The organism is Pseudonocardia sp. GCM10023141 (genome assembly GCF_042653605.1).
Map to the genome: position 1 here is coordinate 264857 of NZ_JBHSIR010000068.1, position 14838 is coordinate 279694.

Genomic DNA, 14838 nt, shown 5'->3' on the forward strand with positions numbered 1-14838 from the left:
CGCCGAGTTCCCGTGGTCAGGCCGCGTAGGTGATCGTGCGCCGGTGCATCGTGTAACCCGCCAGCTCGTACCCGCCCAGTGCACCGGTGACGTTCGCGATGTCCACAGTGAGCGACGAGGACAGGTAACCCTGTGCCTGCGCTCGTCCGAGCACCCGGGCCAGCATGGCTGACGCGAGCCCGCGGCCCCGCCAGGCGGGCAGCGTGCCGACGGTGCCGACGGAGAGGTCGCGCCGACCCGTCGCCACCGTGCCGGCCTCGTGCTCGTGCGACAGCACCAACCCCGCCACCACACCCTCGGACGTGGTGGCCGCCACCGAGCAGGCCGGCCGGAACGAGCGGTGGCCGGTGTGGCGGTACGCCCAGCGTTCCGGGGAGATCGGCGTGGAACCCCAGTGGTCGCGATACGCCGTCTCGCACGCCACCCGCAGCGTCTCGTCCCACCGCGTCACGTCGTAACCGGGCCCGAGGTCGTGCAGTTGCAGCCCGTCGGGCACCGCGACCGCCGGGATCGGCAGCGTCAGATCGCGCACCAGCTCCGACCGGTACCGCGCCACCACCAGCCCGCTGCTCTCGGCCAGCGCCACCGCAGCGGGCACGCACTCGGGCACCGGCACGTAGAGGTCGCGGCCCAGCTCGGCGGCGCGGCTACGGGCGAAGGCCACGAACGCGGCACCGAGCCCCCGACCGCGATGCGCCGGATGCACCACGCCGTCGGCGTACACCGCGTGCACGTCCGTGCCGGTCCGCAACCGCAGCAGCAGCGTGGCGACGAGCCGGCCGCCCTCGAGCACGGCAAGGCTGTCGGCCGCGAAGTCGACGCTCGGATCGGCGAGCACCTCGGCGCAGTCGGTCGTGTCCTGGATCGCGCCGGTCCGGTCGGACTCCTCGACGACCGCGAGCAGCGCGGCCCACGCGTCGGCGTCGGCAGGCAGCAGCGGACGGCTCTGCAGGCCGGCAGGCGGCGCGAAGGTGGTCACGATCGATCACCGTAGGAGACCGGAGCGCGGCGCGCGCTCCCCGTTCCGGCACCCGGCACCGGCCCACGACTACCCTGACACCCCATGTCCGCCGCCGAGTCGACCAAAGCCGAGTCGACCAGTGCCGAGTCGACCACCGCGCACCCGGTGCTCTCACGTCGCCGCGAGCTCGGGGCAACGAGTGCGCGGTCGCTGCTGCTCACCGTGCTCGGCGAGTTCGTGATGCCGCGTGCGGAACCGGTGTGGACGCAGGTGCTCCTCGACGTGCTGGCCGCGCTCGAGGTGGAGCCGAAGTCGGCCCGCCAGGCCCTCGCCCGCACGGCCGCGGAGGGCTTCCTCGTCTCCGACCGCGCCGGCAGGCGGGTGCGCTGGTCGCTCACCGAGCAGGGCACGCGCCTGCTGTCGGACGGCGCGGCCCGCATCTACGGCTTCGGCACCACCGCGCAGGCCTGGGACGGGCAGTGGCTGGTGGTGCTGGTGAGCGTGCCGGAGTCGCGCCGCCAGCTGCGGCACCGCCTGCGCACCAGGCTGGCGTGGGCCGGGCTCGGCTCCCCCGCCCCCGGCGTCTGGGTCACGCCCGACCCCGGGAAGCAGGACGAGGTGGCGGGCGTGGTGGCCGACCTCGGGCTCACCGGTGTCACCAGCTCCTTCGTCGGCCCGTTCGGGGTGATCGGCGAGCAGCGTGCGGTCGTCGAGCAGGCATGGGACCTCGCCGAGGTCGAGGAGGCCTACGAGGAGTTCCTGGTGACCTTCTCCGACGCGGCACCTGCCGCCCCCGCCGAGGTGCTCGCGCACCAGATCCATCTCGTGCACTCGTGGCGCCGGTTCCCGTTCCTGGACCCGACACTGCCGAACGAGCTGCTGCCCGAGGGCTGGGCCGGCACCCGCGCCGCGGCGCTGTTCGAGATGCTGCACTCGCGGTGGGACCGGCCCGCCCAGCAGCAGTGGCAGCGGCTGACCGACACCGCGAGCTGACCCCTTCGGTCGGGGCTACTCGATGCAGCCCGGGCCCAGCAGGGCCTGCAGATCGCCGCGCAGCTCGGGCGACTCGCCGACCTTCAGCGCATCGTCGAGCCGCAGCAGCGTGGTGCGGGTGCCGTTGACCAGCGCGAGGTGCACCTCCGCGCTGCCGGGGTGGCTCGTGAGCACGCGCTTGAGCTGCGCCACCCGCTGCGGCGTGCACAAGGCGGTGGAGAGCGTGACCCGGACCGGATCGGGCGGTGCCGTGACCGTGCTGCGAGCGACCGTGGCCGTGACGCTCGCCGCGGCCGTCGCGCCGGAGACAGGGGTAGGGGCGGGAGCGGGGCGGTCGGGTACCGGGGTCGGCGCTGGGATCCGGGCGGGGGCAGGTGCGGGCGTGACGACGCTGAGGTCGGGAACCGCCAGATCGTTGACGATCAGCGAGAGGCGATCGTCGCGCCGGTTGACCCGTGCCTTGAGCAGCACGATGGCGTCCTCGGCGATGTCGGGGCCCACCACCTGGTAGCAGCGAGGGAAGAACAGCACCTCGATGCCACCCGCCAGATCCTCCAGCTGCGCCGACGCCCACGGCTCGCCGTTCTTGTTCACCTTCCGGTTGATGCCGGCGAGGATCCCGCCGACCGTGACCTGGCGGCCGTCGTCGACCTCTCCCCCGACGATGGCCGAGATCGGGGTGTCGGTCTTCGCTGCCAGCAGTTGCTCCACACCCTGCAGCGGGTGGCCCGAGACGTAGAGCCCGAGCATCTCGCGCTCGACGGCGAGTTGGTGCTTGGCGTCCCACTCGTCCGCGGGGACCTTCACGTCGAACACCGAGTCGAGCTCCGACGTGCCGGTGCCGTCCATCGACCCGAACAGGTCGAACTGGCCGATCGACGCCGCCTTCTTGGTGCTCATGACCGCGTCGATCGCATCGGCGTGCACCAGGAGCAGGCCCTTGCGCGGATGACCGAGCGAGTCGAACGCGCCCGCCTTGATCAGCGACTCGATGACCTTCTTGTTGCAGACCACCGCGTCGACCTTGCGCAGGAAGTCGGAGAAGTCGGTGAAGGCGCCCTTCTCCGTGCGCGCGGCCACGATGGCGTCGACGACACCGGCGCCGACGTTGCGGATGCCGCCGAGCCCGAACCGGATGTCGGTGTCGACCGACGAGAAGTTGCGCACCGAGTCGTTGACGTCGGGGGCGAGCACCGTGATGCCCATGTGGCGGCACTCGGCCAGGTAGACCGCGGCCTTGTCCTTGTCGTCGCGCACGGAGGTGAGCACGGCGGCCATGTACTCGGCCGGGTAGTTGGCCTTGAGGTAGGCCGTCCAGTACGACACCACGCCGTAGGCGGCGGAGTGGGCGCGGTTGAACGCGTAGTCGGAGAACGGCAGCAGAATGTCCCAGAGCGTCTTGACGGCTGCGGCGGAGTAGCCGTTGTCGGCCATGCCCTGGGCGAAGCCCTCGTACTCCTTGTCGAGGATCTCCTTCTTCTTCTTGCCCATGGCGCGGCGCAGCAGATCGGCCTTGCCGAGCGAGTACCCGGCCAGCTTCTGCGCGATGGCCATGACCTGCTCCTGGTAGACGATCAGGCCGTAGGTCTCGCCGAGGATGTCCTTGAGCGGCTCGGCCAGCTCCGGGTGGATCGGAGTGACCTCCTGCCGCTTGTTCTTGCGGTCGGCGTAGTCGTTGTGAGCGTTGGCGCCCATCGGGCCCGGTCGGTACAGCGCGCCGACGGCCGAGATGTCGTCGAACCCGGTGGGCGCCATCCGCCGCAGCAGATCGCGCATCGGGCCGCCGTCGAGCTGGAACACCCCGAGCGTGTCGCCGCGGGCGAGCAGGTCGAACGTGTTCTGGTCGTCGAGCCCGACGTCCTCGATGACGAGCTTCGGCTTGCCGCCCCGCTCGATGTTCTCCAGCGCGTCGTCGATGATCGTGAGGTTGCGCAGGCCCAGGAAGTCCATCTTCAGCAGGCCGAGCGTCTCGCAGGCACCCATGTCGAACTGCGTGATGATGGCGCCGTCGGAATCGCGGCGCTGGATCGGGATGACGTCGATCAGCGGCTTGCTCGACATGATGACGCCTGCCGCGTGCACGCCCCACTGCCGTTTGAGGCCCTCGAGGCCCCGCGCGGTGTCGATGATCTCCTTGACCTGCGGATCAGCCTCGTAGAGCGCACGGACCTCGGTGGCCTCGGAGTAGCGCTTGTGGGCGGGGTCGAACACCCCCGACAGCGGGATGTCCTTGCCCATGATCGGCGGCGGCATCGCCTTCGTGATGCGATCGGCCACCGCGTAGCCGGGCTGTCCGAACAGCACCCGCGCCGAGTCCTTGATCGCGGCCTTCGCCTTGATCGTGGAGTAGGTGATGATCTGGGCGATGCGGTCCTCGCCGTACTTCTCGGTGGTGTAGCGGATCATCTCGCCACGCCTGCGCTCGTCGAAGTCCATGTCGATGTCGGGCATCGAGATGCGCTCGGGGTTGAGGAAGCGCTCGAACAGCAGCTTGTGCTGGATCGGGTCGAGGTCGGTGATGCCCAGCACGTAGGCGACCAGCGAGCCCGCCGCCGAACCGCGGCCCGGCCCGCACCGGATGCCGACCTTCTTGGCGTGCTGGATCAGGTCGGCGGTGACGAGGAAGTAGCCGGGGAAGCCCATCGAGATGATGACGCCCAGCTCGTAGGTGGCCTGCGTGCGGTACTGCTCGGTGACGCCGTGGGGGAAGCGCAGGTGCAGACCGCGCTCGACCTCCTTGACGAGCCAGCTCTCCTCCGTCTCGCCCTCGGGGACGGGAGCGCGGGGCATGAGGTCCTGGCCCTCGGTGAACGTGACGTCGACGCGTTCGGCGATGGCGAGGGTGTTGTTGCAGGCCTCGGGGAACTCGGCGTCCCACTGGGCGCGCATCTCGGCGGGGGACTTGAGGTAGAAGTCCTGGGCGTCGAACTTGAACCGGTTGGGGTCGGCGAGCGTCTTGCCCGTCTGCACGCAGAGCAGCACCTCGTGGGACTTGGCGTCCTCGGCGTAGGTGTAGTGCAGGTCGTTGGTGGCCAGCCCCGGCAGGTCGAGCTTCTTCTTCAGCTCGCGCAAGCCCACCCGGACCTGGCGTTCGATGGCGATGTCGTGATCCATCAGCTCGCAGAAGAAGTTGTCCCTGCCGAAGATGTCGCGGTAGTCGCTCGCGGCCTGCACGGCGGCGTCGAACTTGTCCTGCTGCAGCAGCCGCTGCACCTCACCCGACGGGCAGCCGGTGGTGGCGATGATGCCCTTGCCGTAGGTCTCGAGCAGCTCGCGGTCCATGCGGGGCTTGTAGTAGTAGCCCTCCAGCGACGCGAGCGACGAGAGCCGGAAGAGGTTGTGCATCCCCTCGGTGTTCTCGGCCAGCAGCGTCATGTGCGTGTACATCTCGCCGGGGTTGTCCTCCCCCGACCGGCCCCCCGCCAGCACCGCGCGCTTGCGCTCGTGGCGCGAGCCCGGCGCGAGGTAGCCCTCCATGCCGATGATCGGCTTGACGCCGTGTGCCTTGGCCTTGCGCCAGAACTCGTAGGCGCCGAACACGTTGCCGTGATCGGTCATGGCCAGCGCCGGCATCCCCATCCGCGCCGTTTCCGTGAACAGGTCGTCCAGCCGGGCCGCCCCGTCGAGCATCGAGAACTCGGTGTGGGTGTGGAGGTGGACGAAGCTGTCGGAACGAGCCATCGGAGTGGGGAGCTCCCTTCGTGATGCAGGACCCTCAGGCTAACTCCGGCCACCGACAGGTTTCACGGGTGCGAGGCGGGTGGGCGCCCCGCAGCGCCGGGCGACGGGTGGGGACCTCGCCCCGCCCGCATCGCAGCATGGCCACCATCATGCGACTGAACGCTTGGATGGCCACCTTGCTGCGGTCCCGGGACCGCGTCGGTGGCGCGCCGGCCCCGCCGTAGACTCCCCGCGGTGATCGGCCCGTCCCCCTTCGCCGCCGTCCTGGCGAGCGTCCCGGTGCACCACGACGTGCGTGGGGACGGCACGCACACCTGGCGCTACGGCCGCGCCGACGCTCCCCGCCGCCTGCTGTTCCTGCACGGCTTCCGGGGCGATCACCACGGGCTGGAGCCGATCTGCGCGCACCTCGTCGGCCTGCGCGACGACGTGCAGGTGCTGGTGCCGGACCTGCCGGGGTTCGGGGTCTCCCCGCCGCTTCCCACCGGCGCCCACGACATCGACGGCTACGCCGCCTGGGCGGGTGCCCTTCTCGACGACGACACGGTGCTCGCTGGTCACTCGTTCGGTTCGATCGTCGCGGCGGCCACCGCGCGCGGGCGTGAGCTGCCCGGCCTCGTGCTGGTCAACCCCATCGCCACGGCTGCGCTGGAGGGCCCCCGCGCGTTCCTGTCCCGGCTCGCGGCCGGCTACCACCGGCTGGCCGGCACGGTGCCCGAGCGCGCCGGCACGCTGATGCTGCGCAACCCGATCATGTCCCGGCTGGCCGGATCCACCATGGCCACCACCCGCGACGCCGCGCTGCTGCGGTGGATCCACGCCGAGCACGCGCGCTACTTCGGCAGCTTCGCCGACCGCCGGGTGCTGCTCGAGGCGTTCCGGGCCTCGGTGGAGCACCACGTCGCCGAGTACGCCGCCGACATCGCGGCGCCGACGCTGCTCGTGGCCGCCGAGCGCGACGATCTGGCCCCGATCCCGGCCCAGCGGGCGCTGCTGGGCCGGTTCCCCGACGCCCGGCTCGTGGAGCTGCCCGCCACCGGGCACCTGGCGCACTACGAGGCACCTGCCGTGGTCGCCGTCGCCGTCGCGGAGTTCCTCGCGTGAGGATCCTGATCGACTGCCGCTACGTCCGCTTCGAGCGCCACGACGGCATCAGCCGCTACACCGCGGGGCTCGCGCACGCACTGGCCGCGGTCAGCGAGCACCCCGTCGCGATGCTGATCAACGACGAGCGCCAGCTCGCCCAGCTCCCGGACCTGCCGTGGCACCGGATCAGCGGACCGACCAGCCCCCGCGAGCTGACGGTGGCGCGCCAGGTGCGGCGCCTCGGCGCCGACGTCGTGTTCTCCCCGATGCAGACGATGGGCAGCTGGAGCCGCACCTACCGGCTGGTCCTGACCCTGCACGACCTCATCTACTACACCAACCCGACACCCCCGCCGGAGTTCGCGGCGCCGATCCGGCTGCTGTGGCGGCTGTTCCACAAGGCGTGGTGGCCGCAGCGGGTGCTGCTCAACCGCGCCGACGCCGTCGTCACGGTCTCGGAGGCCACGAAGGCGCTCATGGCCGAGCACGCGCTGACGCACCGTTCGGTCACCGTGGTGCCCAACGCGCCCGAGCCCGCCATCGACGCCACGCGGCTGCCGCGCACCCCGACGCTGGTGTACATGGGCTCGTTCATGCCCTACAAGAACGTGGAGGCGCTGGTCCGCGCCGCGGCGCAGCTACCAGACCACGAGCTGCACCTGATGAGCCGCATCACCCCGGCGCAGCGCGAGCGGCTCACGGCACTGGCCCCCCGGGCCCGGCTCGTCTTCCACGACGGCGTCAGCGACGCCGACTACAACGCGGCGCTGCGGAGCGCGACGGCGCTGGTCACGGCCTCGCGCGATGAGGGCTTCGGCATCCCGCTGGTCGAGGCGATGAGCGTGGGAACGCCGGTGATCGTGAGCGACATCCCGGTGTTCCGCGAGGTCGGCGGGCCGGACGGGCAGGCCGCGGCCTACGTCGACCCCGACGACGTCGCCGGCTTCGTCGCCGCCGTCCGGGAGCTCGACGGCCCGGGCTGGGAGGCGCGCTCCGATGCGGCGCGCGCCCGGGCGGCGCTCTTCACCTGGGAGCAGTCCGCCAGAGTGTTGCTGGCGCTGCTGGAACGCGTCGACGTCGCAGCGCCATCCCGACCTCGCACACGGTGAACCGTCCTCGCACACCACGGAGCGTGTGCGAGGACCCGCGAGGGTGTGTGGCGTCGGCCGGCGCTGTCGCTACGCGGCGCGGTAGAGGATCCGCTCGCGCTGCAGCAGCTTGCGGTAGATGCCCTCGAACGTGTCGAGGGTGGCGCCGATGGCGTGCTCGGCCACGACCTCGAGGCTGGCCGCACCCATGCGACGGCGCAGGTCGGCGTCCGAGAGCAGCGCGGCGAGGCGGGTGGTGAGCTCGGCGACGTCGCCGGGCTTGTAGAGCCAGCCGTTGCGGCCCTGGCGCACCAGGTGCGGCAGTGCCATCGCGTCGGCCGCGATCAGCGGGGTGCCGGCGGCCATCGCCTCGAGCGAGGCCAGGCTCTGCAGCTCCGCGATGCTCGGCATGCAGAACACCGACGCCCTGGCGTACGCCTCGAGCAGCTCCTCCTCGGACACGAACCCGCGGAAGCGGACGCGCGCGGCGAGGCCGAGGCTGTCGGCGAGCGCCGTCCAGTCGGCCCGCTTGGCGCCGTCACCGACGATCTCCAGGTCGGCAGCGATGCCGGCGGGCAGCGCCGCGAACGCGCGGATCAGCTCGTCGACGCGCTTCTCCTGGTCCATGCGACCGACGAACAGCACGGTCGGCACGGCGTCGGCGGCCGGCGCGGCTGCACGGTAGCGGTCGGCGTCGATGCCGCAGGAGACCGGGAAGGCATCCGTGAGCCCCGCCTTGCCGGTCAGCAGTTCGACGGCGCGCGGCGTCGGAGCCGTCACGGCGTCGGCCTTGCCGAAGACGCGGCCCAGGTCGCGCCATGCCATCCGGTAGAACAGGCGCTGCAGCGGCTTCGGGATCGGCGCGTGCGCGGCGATGTTCTCCGGCATGAAGTGGTTGGTGGCCACCAGCGGCCGCCCGGTGCGGCTCGCGGCGTTGACGATGCCGCGGCCGAGCACCATGTGGGCCTGGGTGTGGACGACGTCCGGGTCGATCTCCTCGAGCAGCGTGGCGGTGGCGGGCCCCGCCTCCCACGGCATGCAGACCTGGAAGTCGGGGTGCATGAAGTACTTGTGCGACTTGATGCCGTGCACCACGACGCCGTCCTGCAGGTGGCGGCTGGGCGCTCCGGTGACCGAGGGGGCCACGACGTGCACCTCATGGCCACGCCCGACCATGCCGATGGCGAGCCGCTCGGCGAAGCGCGCGGCACCGTTGACGGCCGGCGGGTAGGTCTCTGCGGCGATGAGGATACGCAGGGGCTTCACGGAAGGTCGTTCCTCTCAGGAGTGGGTCGTGGTCGACGCGGTGCTGGGGGTCACCGGCGGTGCAACAGGTGTTCCCGCCGCGACATCGCGGCGACGGCGTGCGGTGGTGGTGCGGAGCGCAGGTGGCCTGCCGTGCGGCGGGCGAGCGTGTAGCGCTCGGTGTTGCCCAGCCGGGCCCGTTCCACGGGCCCCGGCGCGGACACGGGCTCGGCGGTGCGCTCCGAGCGCCCTGCGGCGTCGGGGTGGTGGCTGGCCAGCGCGACGACGCCGGTGGCGGCCATGGCGGCCGCTCCGAGCAGCAGCAGCCAGGACTGGGTGGAGGTGTGCGCGCCCTCGCCGAGCAGCACGACGCCGAGGATGACCGCGACGATCGGGTCGACCACCGTCAGGCAGGCGACGACGACCTCGGGAGCACCCACGGTGAAGGCCTGCTGCACCAGCCAGCCGCCGGTGAGCACCGCGACGGCGATGCCGACGAGCGACAGCAGCACCGACGGCGCGAGCAGGTCGACGACCCCGGTGGTGACCGACTGCGAGACGGCCCGCAGCAGCGCCGAGACGAGCCCGAACGCGACGGCGCCCCCGGTGGCGCAGGCCACGCAGCGCACCCAGCCCGTGCGGGCGAGTCCGAGCGCGGCCAGTGCGAGCACCAGCGCGGCGACGACGAGCGCGGCGAGCAGCGTGGCACCGTCGGGTGCCGGGCTGCTGACGGCCGTGCCCGCCGCCGTGGCGACGAACGCGGCGACGCCTGCGACGCTGAGCCCCACCCCGAGCAGCACTCCGGGCGCGGGCTTCTGCCCGGTGCGCAGCACGCTGAGCACCACCGCGATCGGCACGGCGAGCACGCCGATCGGCTGCACGACCGACAGCGGTGCGAGCACCAGCGCGATGGCGTGCATGGTGGTGCCGCTGACGGCCAGCGCGAGGCCGGCGAGCCAGCCGGGTCGCCGGGCGATGGCCGCGAGGCTCTTGAACGACAGCGCACCCTCGCCGCCGGACGTCGCGGCGCCCGACTGGGCGGACACCGCCCGGTGTTGCAGCACGGCGGCACCGGCGAAGCAGAGGGACGCGAGTATCGCCAGTACGATGGCGGGCACGGGGCCGGAGAAGAGGTTCATGCTGCCCGCCCGAGGTCGCCTGTCCCGAAGTCGCCTGCGGGGGTCTGCAGGCGGTTGCGCACCGGGGCCGTGCTGCGCGCACCGACCACCGCGAACCGGAGGGCCCGGGCGGTAGCGAGCAGCGACAGCATCACCAGTGCGTAGAGAACACGCTCCAACCCACCCTGCAGCGGAACGACGAGTGAATCGGAGAGGACCATCGGAAGATGACTGAGCAGGAACACCGCGCTCACCACCCCCGTGATGCCGGCGCACCAGCTCAACGCCGGTGCCGTCGGCCGCCAGTTGCTCGCCTCCCGGGCGCGGCGGGCGATCAGCCAGCACGCGAGCGGGAGTGAGAGGAAGACCCACGCTCCCGCAACACGGTGCACGTTGGCCACGATCCCGACCGGCGTGCCGGGGTAGTTGGTGGGAAAGAGTGCCACGACCACCAGTGCCGCGGCCCCGCTCGCGAGCATCCGCGCCGGCCCGTCCGGTCGGGGGAGCCCCGCGGGAGCCAGCCCGCCGGCGAGCACGAGCGCTGCCAGCGCCAGCGACCCGGCGGCGACGGCCAGTAGTGCGAAGCCCCCTGGCACCCCGACGTAGTCGCTGATCGTCGTGACGAAGGGGTCGACGACAGCCGCGCCGATGACATGCAGGTAGGTCATCGGCAGGAGCGCGACGACCACGAACGCGGCCGCGAGTCCCGCGCCGGACCATGTCCGGCCGGGCCCCTGGCCGGTGTCCCCGATCCTCATCATGGGACCACCGTGCCAGTCCCCCGCTGAGACGGACATCAGGATCTCCACCGAGTCCATCCGGGGGTAAACCCCCATTCGCCTGATCGGGGTACCTCCTTCGTCGCAGGTCACAGCATGTCAGGCGGCGGGAACCGGTCCGTCGTCGGGCAGGGGGTCGGCGCGGTCGCGCTGGCCCGGCAGCAGCGGTGACAGTGCGAGGTCGCGGAGCCCGGTACCGGCAGGTGCCGCGTCCACGGCGCGCACCGACGACCGGTGCGCGAGTGCGTCGAGGGCGGCCCGGTCGCCGTCGACGACGACCGCGAGCACCCACGCGCCGTCGGGGTCGGCGAGACGGGCCTGCTCAGCGGCGGCGACGTCGCGGGAGCGTCCGGTGAGCCGGTCGGCATCGGTGGCGGCGGCCTGCTGCGCGCGGTTGCGGGCGTTCTGCAGCGCAACGGGTGCCGGCACCCCCGGTTCGAGCTGCTCGAACCGCAGCGCCGTCTGCACGCGGGGCAGGTCGGCGCGCACCACCACGAGCTGCGGCGTCGTGCCGGCGACCGCGGCGAGCGCGGCAGCGGGCGAGAGCTCCGCGGTGAACTGCACCAACGCCGCCACCGCGACGCCGGGGGCGGGCAGCTCCGCGGGCAGCCGCCCCAGGTAGTCGGCGACGGGCTCGCCGGGTTCCGGGCCCAACCGCACCGAGCCCGCCGGTGGCTGCGCGGCGGGCGGCGGGCTCTGGGCTGCGGCGTACCAGGCGACGAGCAGCGCGACGACGACGCAGCCGGCCAGCACGGCGAGGCGCTGTCGCCCGTTCATCGTGCCGTCACCTTCCTGCCAGAGCCGGCGCCGTGCTCAGTCGCGCAGCATCTCCAGCGCGTAGGCCAGGTCGGCGGGGTAGTCGCTCTCGAACTGCACCCAGCGCCCGTCGGCCGGGTGCTCGAAGCCCAGTGACCGGGCGTGCAGCCACTGCCGCTCCAGGTGCAGCCGCTTGGCCAGCGTGGGATCGGCACCGTAGGCCAGGTCGCCGACGCACGGGTGCCGCAGTGCCGAGAGGTGCACCCGGATCTGGTGGGTGCGGCCGGTCTCGAGCCGGATGTCGAGCAGCGACGCGGCGCGGAACGCCTCGAGCGTGTCGTAGTGCGTGACGCTCGGCTTGCCGTCGGCCACCACCGCGAAGCGGTAGTCGTGCTTGGGGTGCCGGTCGATCGGGGCGTCGATCGTGCCGCTGGACGGATCCGGGTGGCCCTGGCAGATCGCGTGGTAGCGCTTCTCCACGGTGCGCTCCTTGAACGCCCGCTTCAGCACCGTGTAGGCGTGCTCCGACGTGGCGACCACCATGACGCCGGTGGTGCCGACGTCGAGCCGGTGCACGATGCCCTGGCGCTCCTCCGCCCCCGACGTGGAGACGCGGTAGCCGAGGGCGGCCAGCCCGCCGACCACGGTGGGTCCGACCCAGCCGGGGCTCGGGTGCGCGGCGACGCCGACGGGCTTGTCCACCACGATGATGTCGTCGTCGGCGTGCAGGATCGCCAGCCCGGCCACCACCTCGGCCGGGCCCGCGATACCGGCCGGGGCCTCCGGCTCCGGCAGCGCCACCTCGAGCCACGCCCCGGCCACGAGCCGGTCGGACTTGCCGGCGGCCCGCCCGTCGACGGCGACGTGGCCCTCCTCGGCGAGCGCCGCGACCACCGTGCGGGACAGCCCGAGCAGGCGCGCGAGCCCGGCGTCCACCCGCATCCCGTCGAGGCCGTCGGGAACGGGCAGCTGTCGCAGGTCACTCACTGGCGGGGGCCTTCTTTCGATCAGAGCTTCGGGTGCCGTCCAGCTCCCGGCCGAACAGGGCGAGCAGGACCAGCAGGACGCCGCCGCAGACGATCGAGGAGTCGGCGAGGTTGAACACCGGCCACACCGTGCCGTTGGTGGCCAGCAGCGACACCATGTCGACGACGTGGCCCTGCAGCGGGCCCGGGGACCGGAACACGCGGTCGGTGAGGTTGCCCAGCGCGCCGCCGAGCACCAGGCCCAGCGCGATGGCCCAGCCGGTGGAGCGCAGCTTGCGCGCCACCCGCAGGATGATCACGACGACGGCGATCGCCACCACGGCGAGGATCCAGGTGTAGCCGGTGGCCAGCGAGAACGCCGCACCCGGGTTGCGCAGCAGCTGCAGGTACACCAGCCCGCCGAGCAGCCGCACCGGCTCCCGGCCCTCCAGCTGCGCCACCGCGACGACCTTGGTGACGATGTCGGCCGCGAGCACCAGCACGGCGAGCACGGCCAGCAGCCACACCGTCGGCCTGCCCGCGGGCGTCCGGGCGGCGGGGGCCTGGGCAGCGGGGGCCTGGGCGGGGCCCGACGGCAACGGGGGAACGTCCTGCGCACTCACACGTTCCATCATCCCCCACCGGGCGTTCCGGACCCGTTCACGCCCCCGCCCTTGCCCCGCCAGCGCGCGAGCCTGCCGAGCTCGTCGACCTCGCGGATGCGCTCCTCGGTGGCGGCGCGGACGGCGGCGGTGGCCACGACGAGCAGCTGGTCGAGCTCGCGCAGCCGCGTCTCGCCGTTGGGGGTGAACGCCTCGTCGCCGCGCACGACCAGGCTCACCATCGCCCCCTTGGGCAGCCGCAGCTCGCGCAGGTAGACCCCGCGCAGGCGCGATCCGACGGGCACGCGGACCTGCAGGAGGTCGGCGTGCAGCTCGTCGAGCGGCGCCGCGTCCACCTCGATCTCGTGCGGCTCGGCGCGCTGGGTGACGCGCAGCACGCGCGCCACCCACGGCAGCGTGGTGCCCTGCAGCAGGGTGAGCACGACCACCAGCACGAACACGACGTCGACGAGCGCCTGCGCGCCCTCGGCGCCCTCGGTCAGCGCGATGAGCGCGAGCACGATCGGCACCGCTCCACGCAGCCCCGACCAGGACAGGAACGCCTGCTCCCGCCACGGCATCCGGAACGGCAGCGCGGCGACCAGCACCGAGAGGGGACGCGCCGCCACCAGCAGCACGACGCCCGCGATCAGCGCGGGCACGACGGCACTCCCCAGCCGCTGCGGGGACGCGTAGAGGCCGAGCAGCACGAACAGCCCGATCTGGGCCAGCCAGCCGGTGCCCTCGGCGAACGAGCGGATGCCGCCGCGGTGGGGCAGGTCGGCGTTGCCGAGCACCAGCGCGGCCACGTAGGCGGCCAGCAGGCCCGACGCGTGCGCGAACTGGCCCGCCGAGTAGCCGAGCACGCAGACCGCGATGACGGCCAGCGGGTACAGGCCGGTGGACGGCAGCGCGGCGCGCCGCAGCGCCCACGCACCGCCGCGGCCCAGCAGGTAACCGATCAACGCGCCTGCCACCAGCTCGTAGGCGATCAGCACGGGCGTGGACCAGGTGATCGGGTCGTCCGAGGCCAGCAGGATCACGGCCAGCACCACGGGCGCGTCGTTGAAGCCGGACTCCAGCTCCAGCGCGCCGGCCAGCCGCTTGCTCACCCCGACCCCGCGCAGCACGCTGAACACCGCGGCGGCGTCGGTGGACGAGAGCACCGCGCCCCAGAGGAACGCGGTGCGCCACTCCAGCCCCAGCGCCAGGTGCAGCAGCACCCCGGCCACCGCGATGCTGACGGCCACCGACACCGTGGACAGCGCGATCCCGATGCCCAGCGCGGGGCGCACCGACGACCAGGTGGTGGTCAGTCCGCCCTCGACGAGGATCAGGACCAGCGCGGCGAGGCCGATCGACTCGGTGAGCGGCGCATCGGAGAACTGGAACCCGAGCACCTGCTCGCCCAGCAGGACGCCGATGCCGAGATAGAGGAGCAGGGAGGGCAGGCCGAGGCGGACCGAGACGCGCACGGCGACGACGCCGAGCAACACCACCGCGGCCACCGTGCCGAGCAGGATCTCCAGGCTCGCCATGGTCACCTCCGCTGAAGCGATCTTAT

At 72.6% G+C, this 14838-nt stretch carries 12 protein-coding genes; 3 read left to right on the forward strand and 9 right to left on the reverse strand.

The genetic code is table 11. The features are described 5' to 3' along the window. Positions 1-16 precede the first annotated feature (16 nt). Positions 17-979, reverse strand: coding sequence for a GNAT family N-acetyltransferase (locus ACFPFQ_RS40640; protein ID WP_379628588.1), 963 nt, complete (start codon positions 977-979; stop codon positions 17-19). An 84-nt stretch (positions 980-1063) separates the two neighbouring features. On the opposite strand from ACFPFQ_RS40640, the gene ACFPFQ_RS40645 reads away from it, so the two are divergent. Next, complete coding sequence (locus ACFPFQ_RS40645; RefSeq protein ID WP_379628589.1) at positions 1064-1954, forward strand: PaaX family transcriptional regulator C-terminal domain-containing protein; 891 nt, start codon at positions 1064-1066, stop codon at positions 1952-1954. Positions 1955-1969: 15 nt separating this feature from the next. Here ACFPFQ_RS40645 and dnaE read toward each other — a convergent pair whose 3' ends face one another. Beyond that, on the reverse strand, positions 1970-5635 hold the full coding sequence (gene dnaE / locus ACFPFQ_RS40650) for a DNA polymerase III subunit alpha (protein ID WP_379628590.1): 3666 nt from the start codon (positions 5633-5635) through the stop codon (positions 1970-1972). A gap of 234 nt (positions 5636-5869) precedes the next feature. Here dnaE and ACFPFQ_RS40655 point away from each other — a divergent pair, with 234 nt between their 5' ends. Both ACFPFQ_RS40655 and ACFPFQ_RS40660 read left to right on the forward strand, forming a co-directional pair. Next, a complete protein-coding gene (locus ACFPFQ_RS40655; protein WP_379628591.1) occupies positions 5870-6739 on the forward strand; it encodes an alpha/beta fold hydrolase in 870 nt (289 codons plus the stop codon). Then, positions 6736-7830 (forward strand): glycosyltransferase family 4 protein, encoded by a 1095-nt coding sequence (locus ACFPFQ_RS40660; protein ID WP_379628592.1) that lies wholly within the window; start codon positions 6736-6738, stop codon positions 7828-7830. The genes ACFPFQ_RS40655 and ACFPFQ_RS40660 overlap by 4 nt, the downstream gene beginning before the upstream one ends. Before the next feature lie 69 nt (positions 7831-7899). Here ACFPFQ_RS40660 and ACFPFQ_RS40665 read toward each other — a convergent pair whose 3' ends face one another. The 7 genes from ACFPFQ_RS40665 to ACFPFQ_RS40695 all read right to left on the reverse strand — a co-directional run bounded on the left by ACFPFQ_RS40665 (position 7900) and on the right by ACFPFQ_RS40695 (position 14812). After that, positions 7900-9075 carry a glycosyltransferase gene (locus tag ACFPFQ_RS40665; RefSeq protein ID WP_379628593.1) on the reverse strand — a complete coding sequence of 392 codons (1176 nt, stop codon included), beginning with the start codon at positions 9073-9075 and terminating at the stop codon, positions 7900-7902. Between the two features lie 50 nt (positions 9076-9125). Then, positions 9126-10193, reverse strand: coding sequence for a hypothetical protein (locus ACFPFQ_RS40670; protein WP_379628594.1), 1068 nt, complete (start codon positions 10191-10193; stop codon positions 9126-9128). Beyond that, a complete protein-coding gene (locus ACFPFQ_RS40675; RefSeq protein WP_379628595.1) occupies positions 10190-10933 on the reverse strand; it encodes a DUF998 domain-containing protein in 744 nt (247 codons plus the stop codon). Before ACFPFQ_RS40675 ends, ACFPFQ_RS40670 begins: the two co-directional genes overlap by 4 nt. Positions 10934-11050: 117 nt before the next feature. Continuing rightward, positions 11051-11728, reverse strand: a complete 678-nt coding sequence (locus ACFPFQ_RS40680; RefSeq protein WP_379628596.1) for a hypothetical protein — start codon at positions 11726-11728, stop codon at positions 11051-11053. 36 nt (positions 11729-11764) lie between these two features. Next, the gene (locus ACFPFQ_RS40685; protein ID WP_379628635.1) at positions 11765-12649 is read right to left on the reverse strand and encodes an RluA family pseudouridine synthase; all 885 of its coding nucleotides are present in this window, start codon (positions 12647-12649) and stop codon (positions 11765-11767) included. A gap of 37 nt (positions 12650-12686) precedes the next feature. Then, entirely contained in the window at positions 12687-13295 is a 609-nt protein-coding gene (gene lspA / locus ACFPFQ_RS40690; RefSeq protein WP_379628597.1) for a signal peptidase II, read from the reverse strand. A gap of 8 nt (positions 13296-13303) precedes the next feature. Next, positions 13304-14812, reverse strand: a complete 1509-nt coding sequence (locus ACFPFQ_RS40695) for a potassium/proton antiporter (protein WP_379628598.1) — start codon at positions 14810-14812, stop codon at positions 13304-13306. Between the last annotated feature and the right edge of the window lie 26 nt (positions 14813-14838).

Coding starts and splice junctions, on each gene's coding strand:
- ACFPFQ_RS40685 (WP_379628635.1), bottom strand. CDS start 12,649: ATGCGGGTGGACGCCGGGCTCGCGCGCCTGCTCGGGCTGTCCCGCACG.
- ACFPFQ_RS40670 (WP_379628594.1), bottom strand. CDS start 10,193: ATGAACCTCTTCTCCGGCCCCGTGCCCGCCATCGTACTGGCGATACTC.
- ACFPFQ_RS40680 (WP_379628596.1), bottom strand. CDS start 11,728: ATGAACGGGCGACAGCGCCTCGCCGTGCTGGCCGGCTGCGTCGTCGTC.
- dnaE (WP_379628590.1), bottom strand. CDS start 5,635: ATGGCTCGTTCCGACAGCTTCGTCCACCTCCACACCCACACCGAGTTC.
- ACFPFQ_RS40695 (WP_379628598.1), bottom strand. CDS start 14,812: ATGGCGAGCCTGGAGATCCTGCTCGGCACGGTGGCCGCGGTGGTGTTG.
- ACFPFQ_RS40675 (WP_379628595.1), bottom strand. CDS start 10,933: ATGATGAGGATCGGGGACACCGGCCAGGGGCCCGGCCGGACATGGTCC.
- ACFPFQ_RS40645 (WP_379628589.1), top strand. CDS start 1,064: ATGTCCGCCGCCGAGTCGACCAAAGCCGAGTCGACCAGTGCCGAGTCG.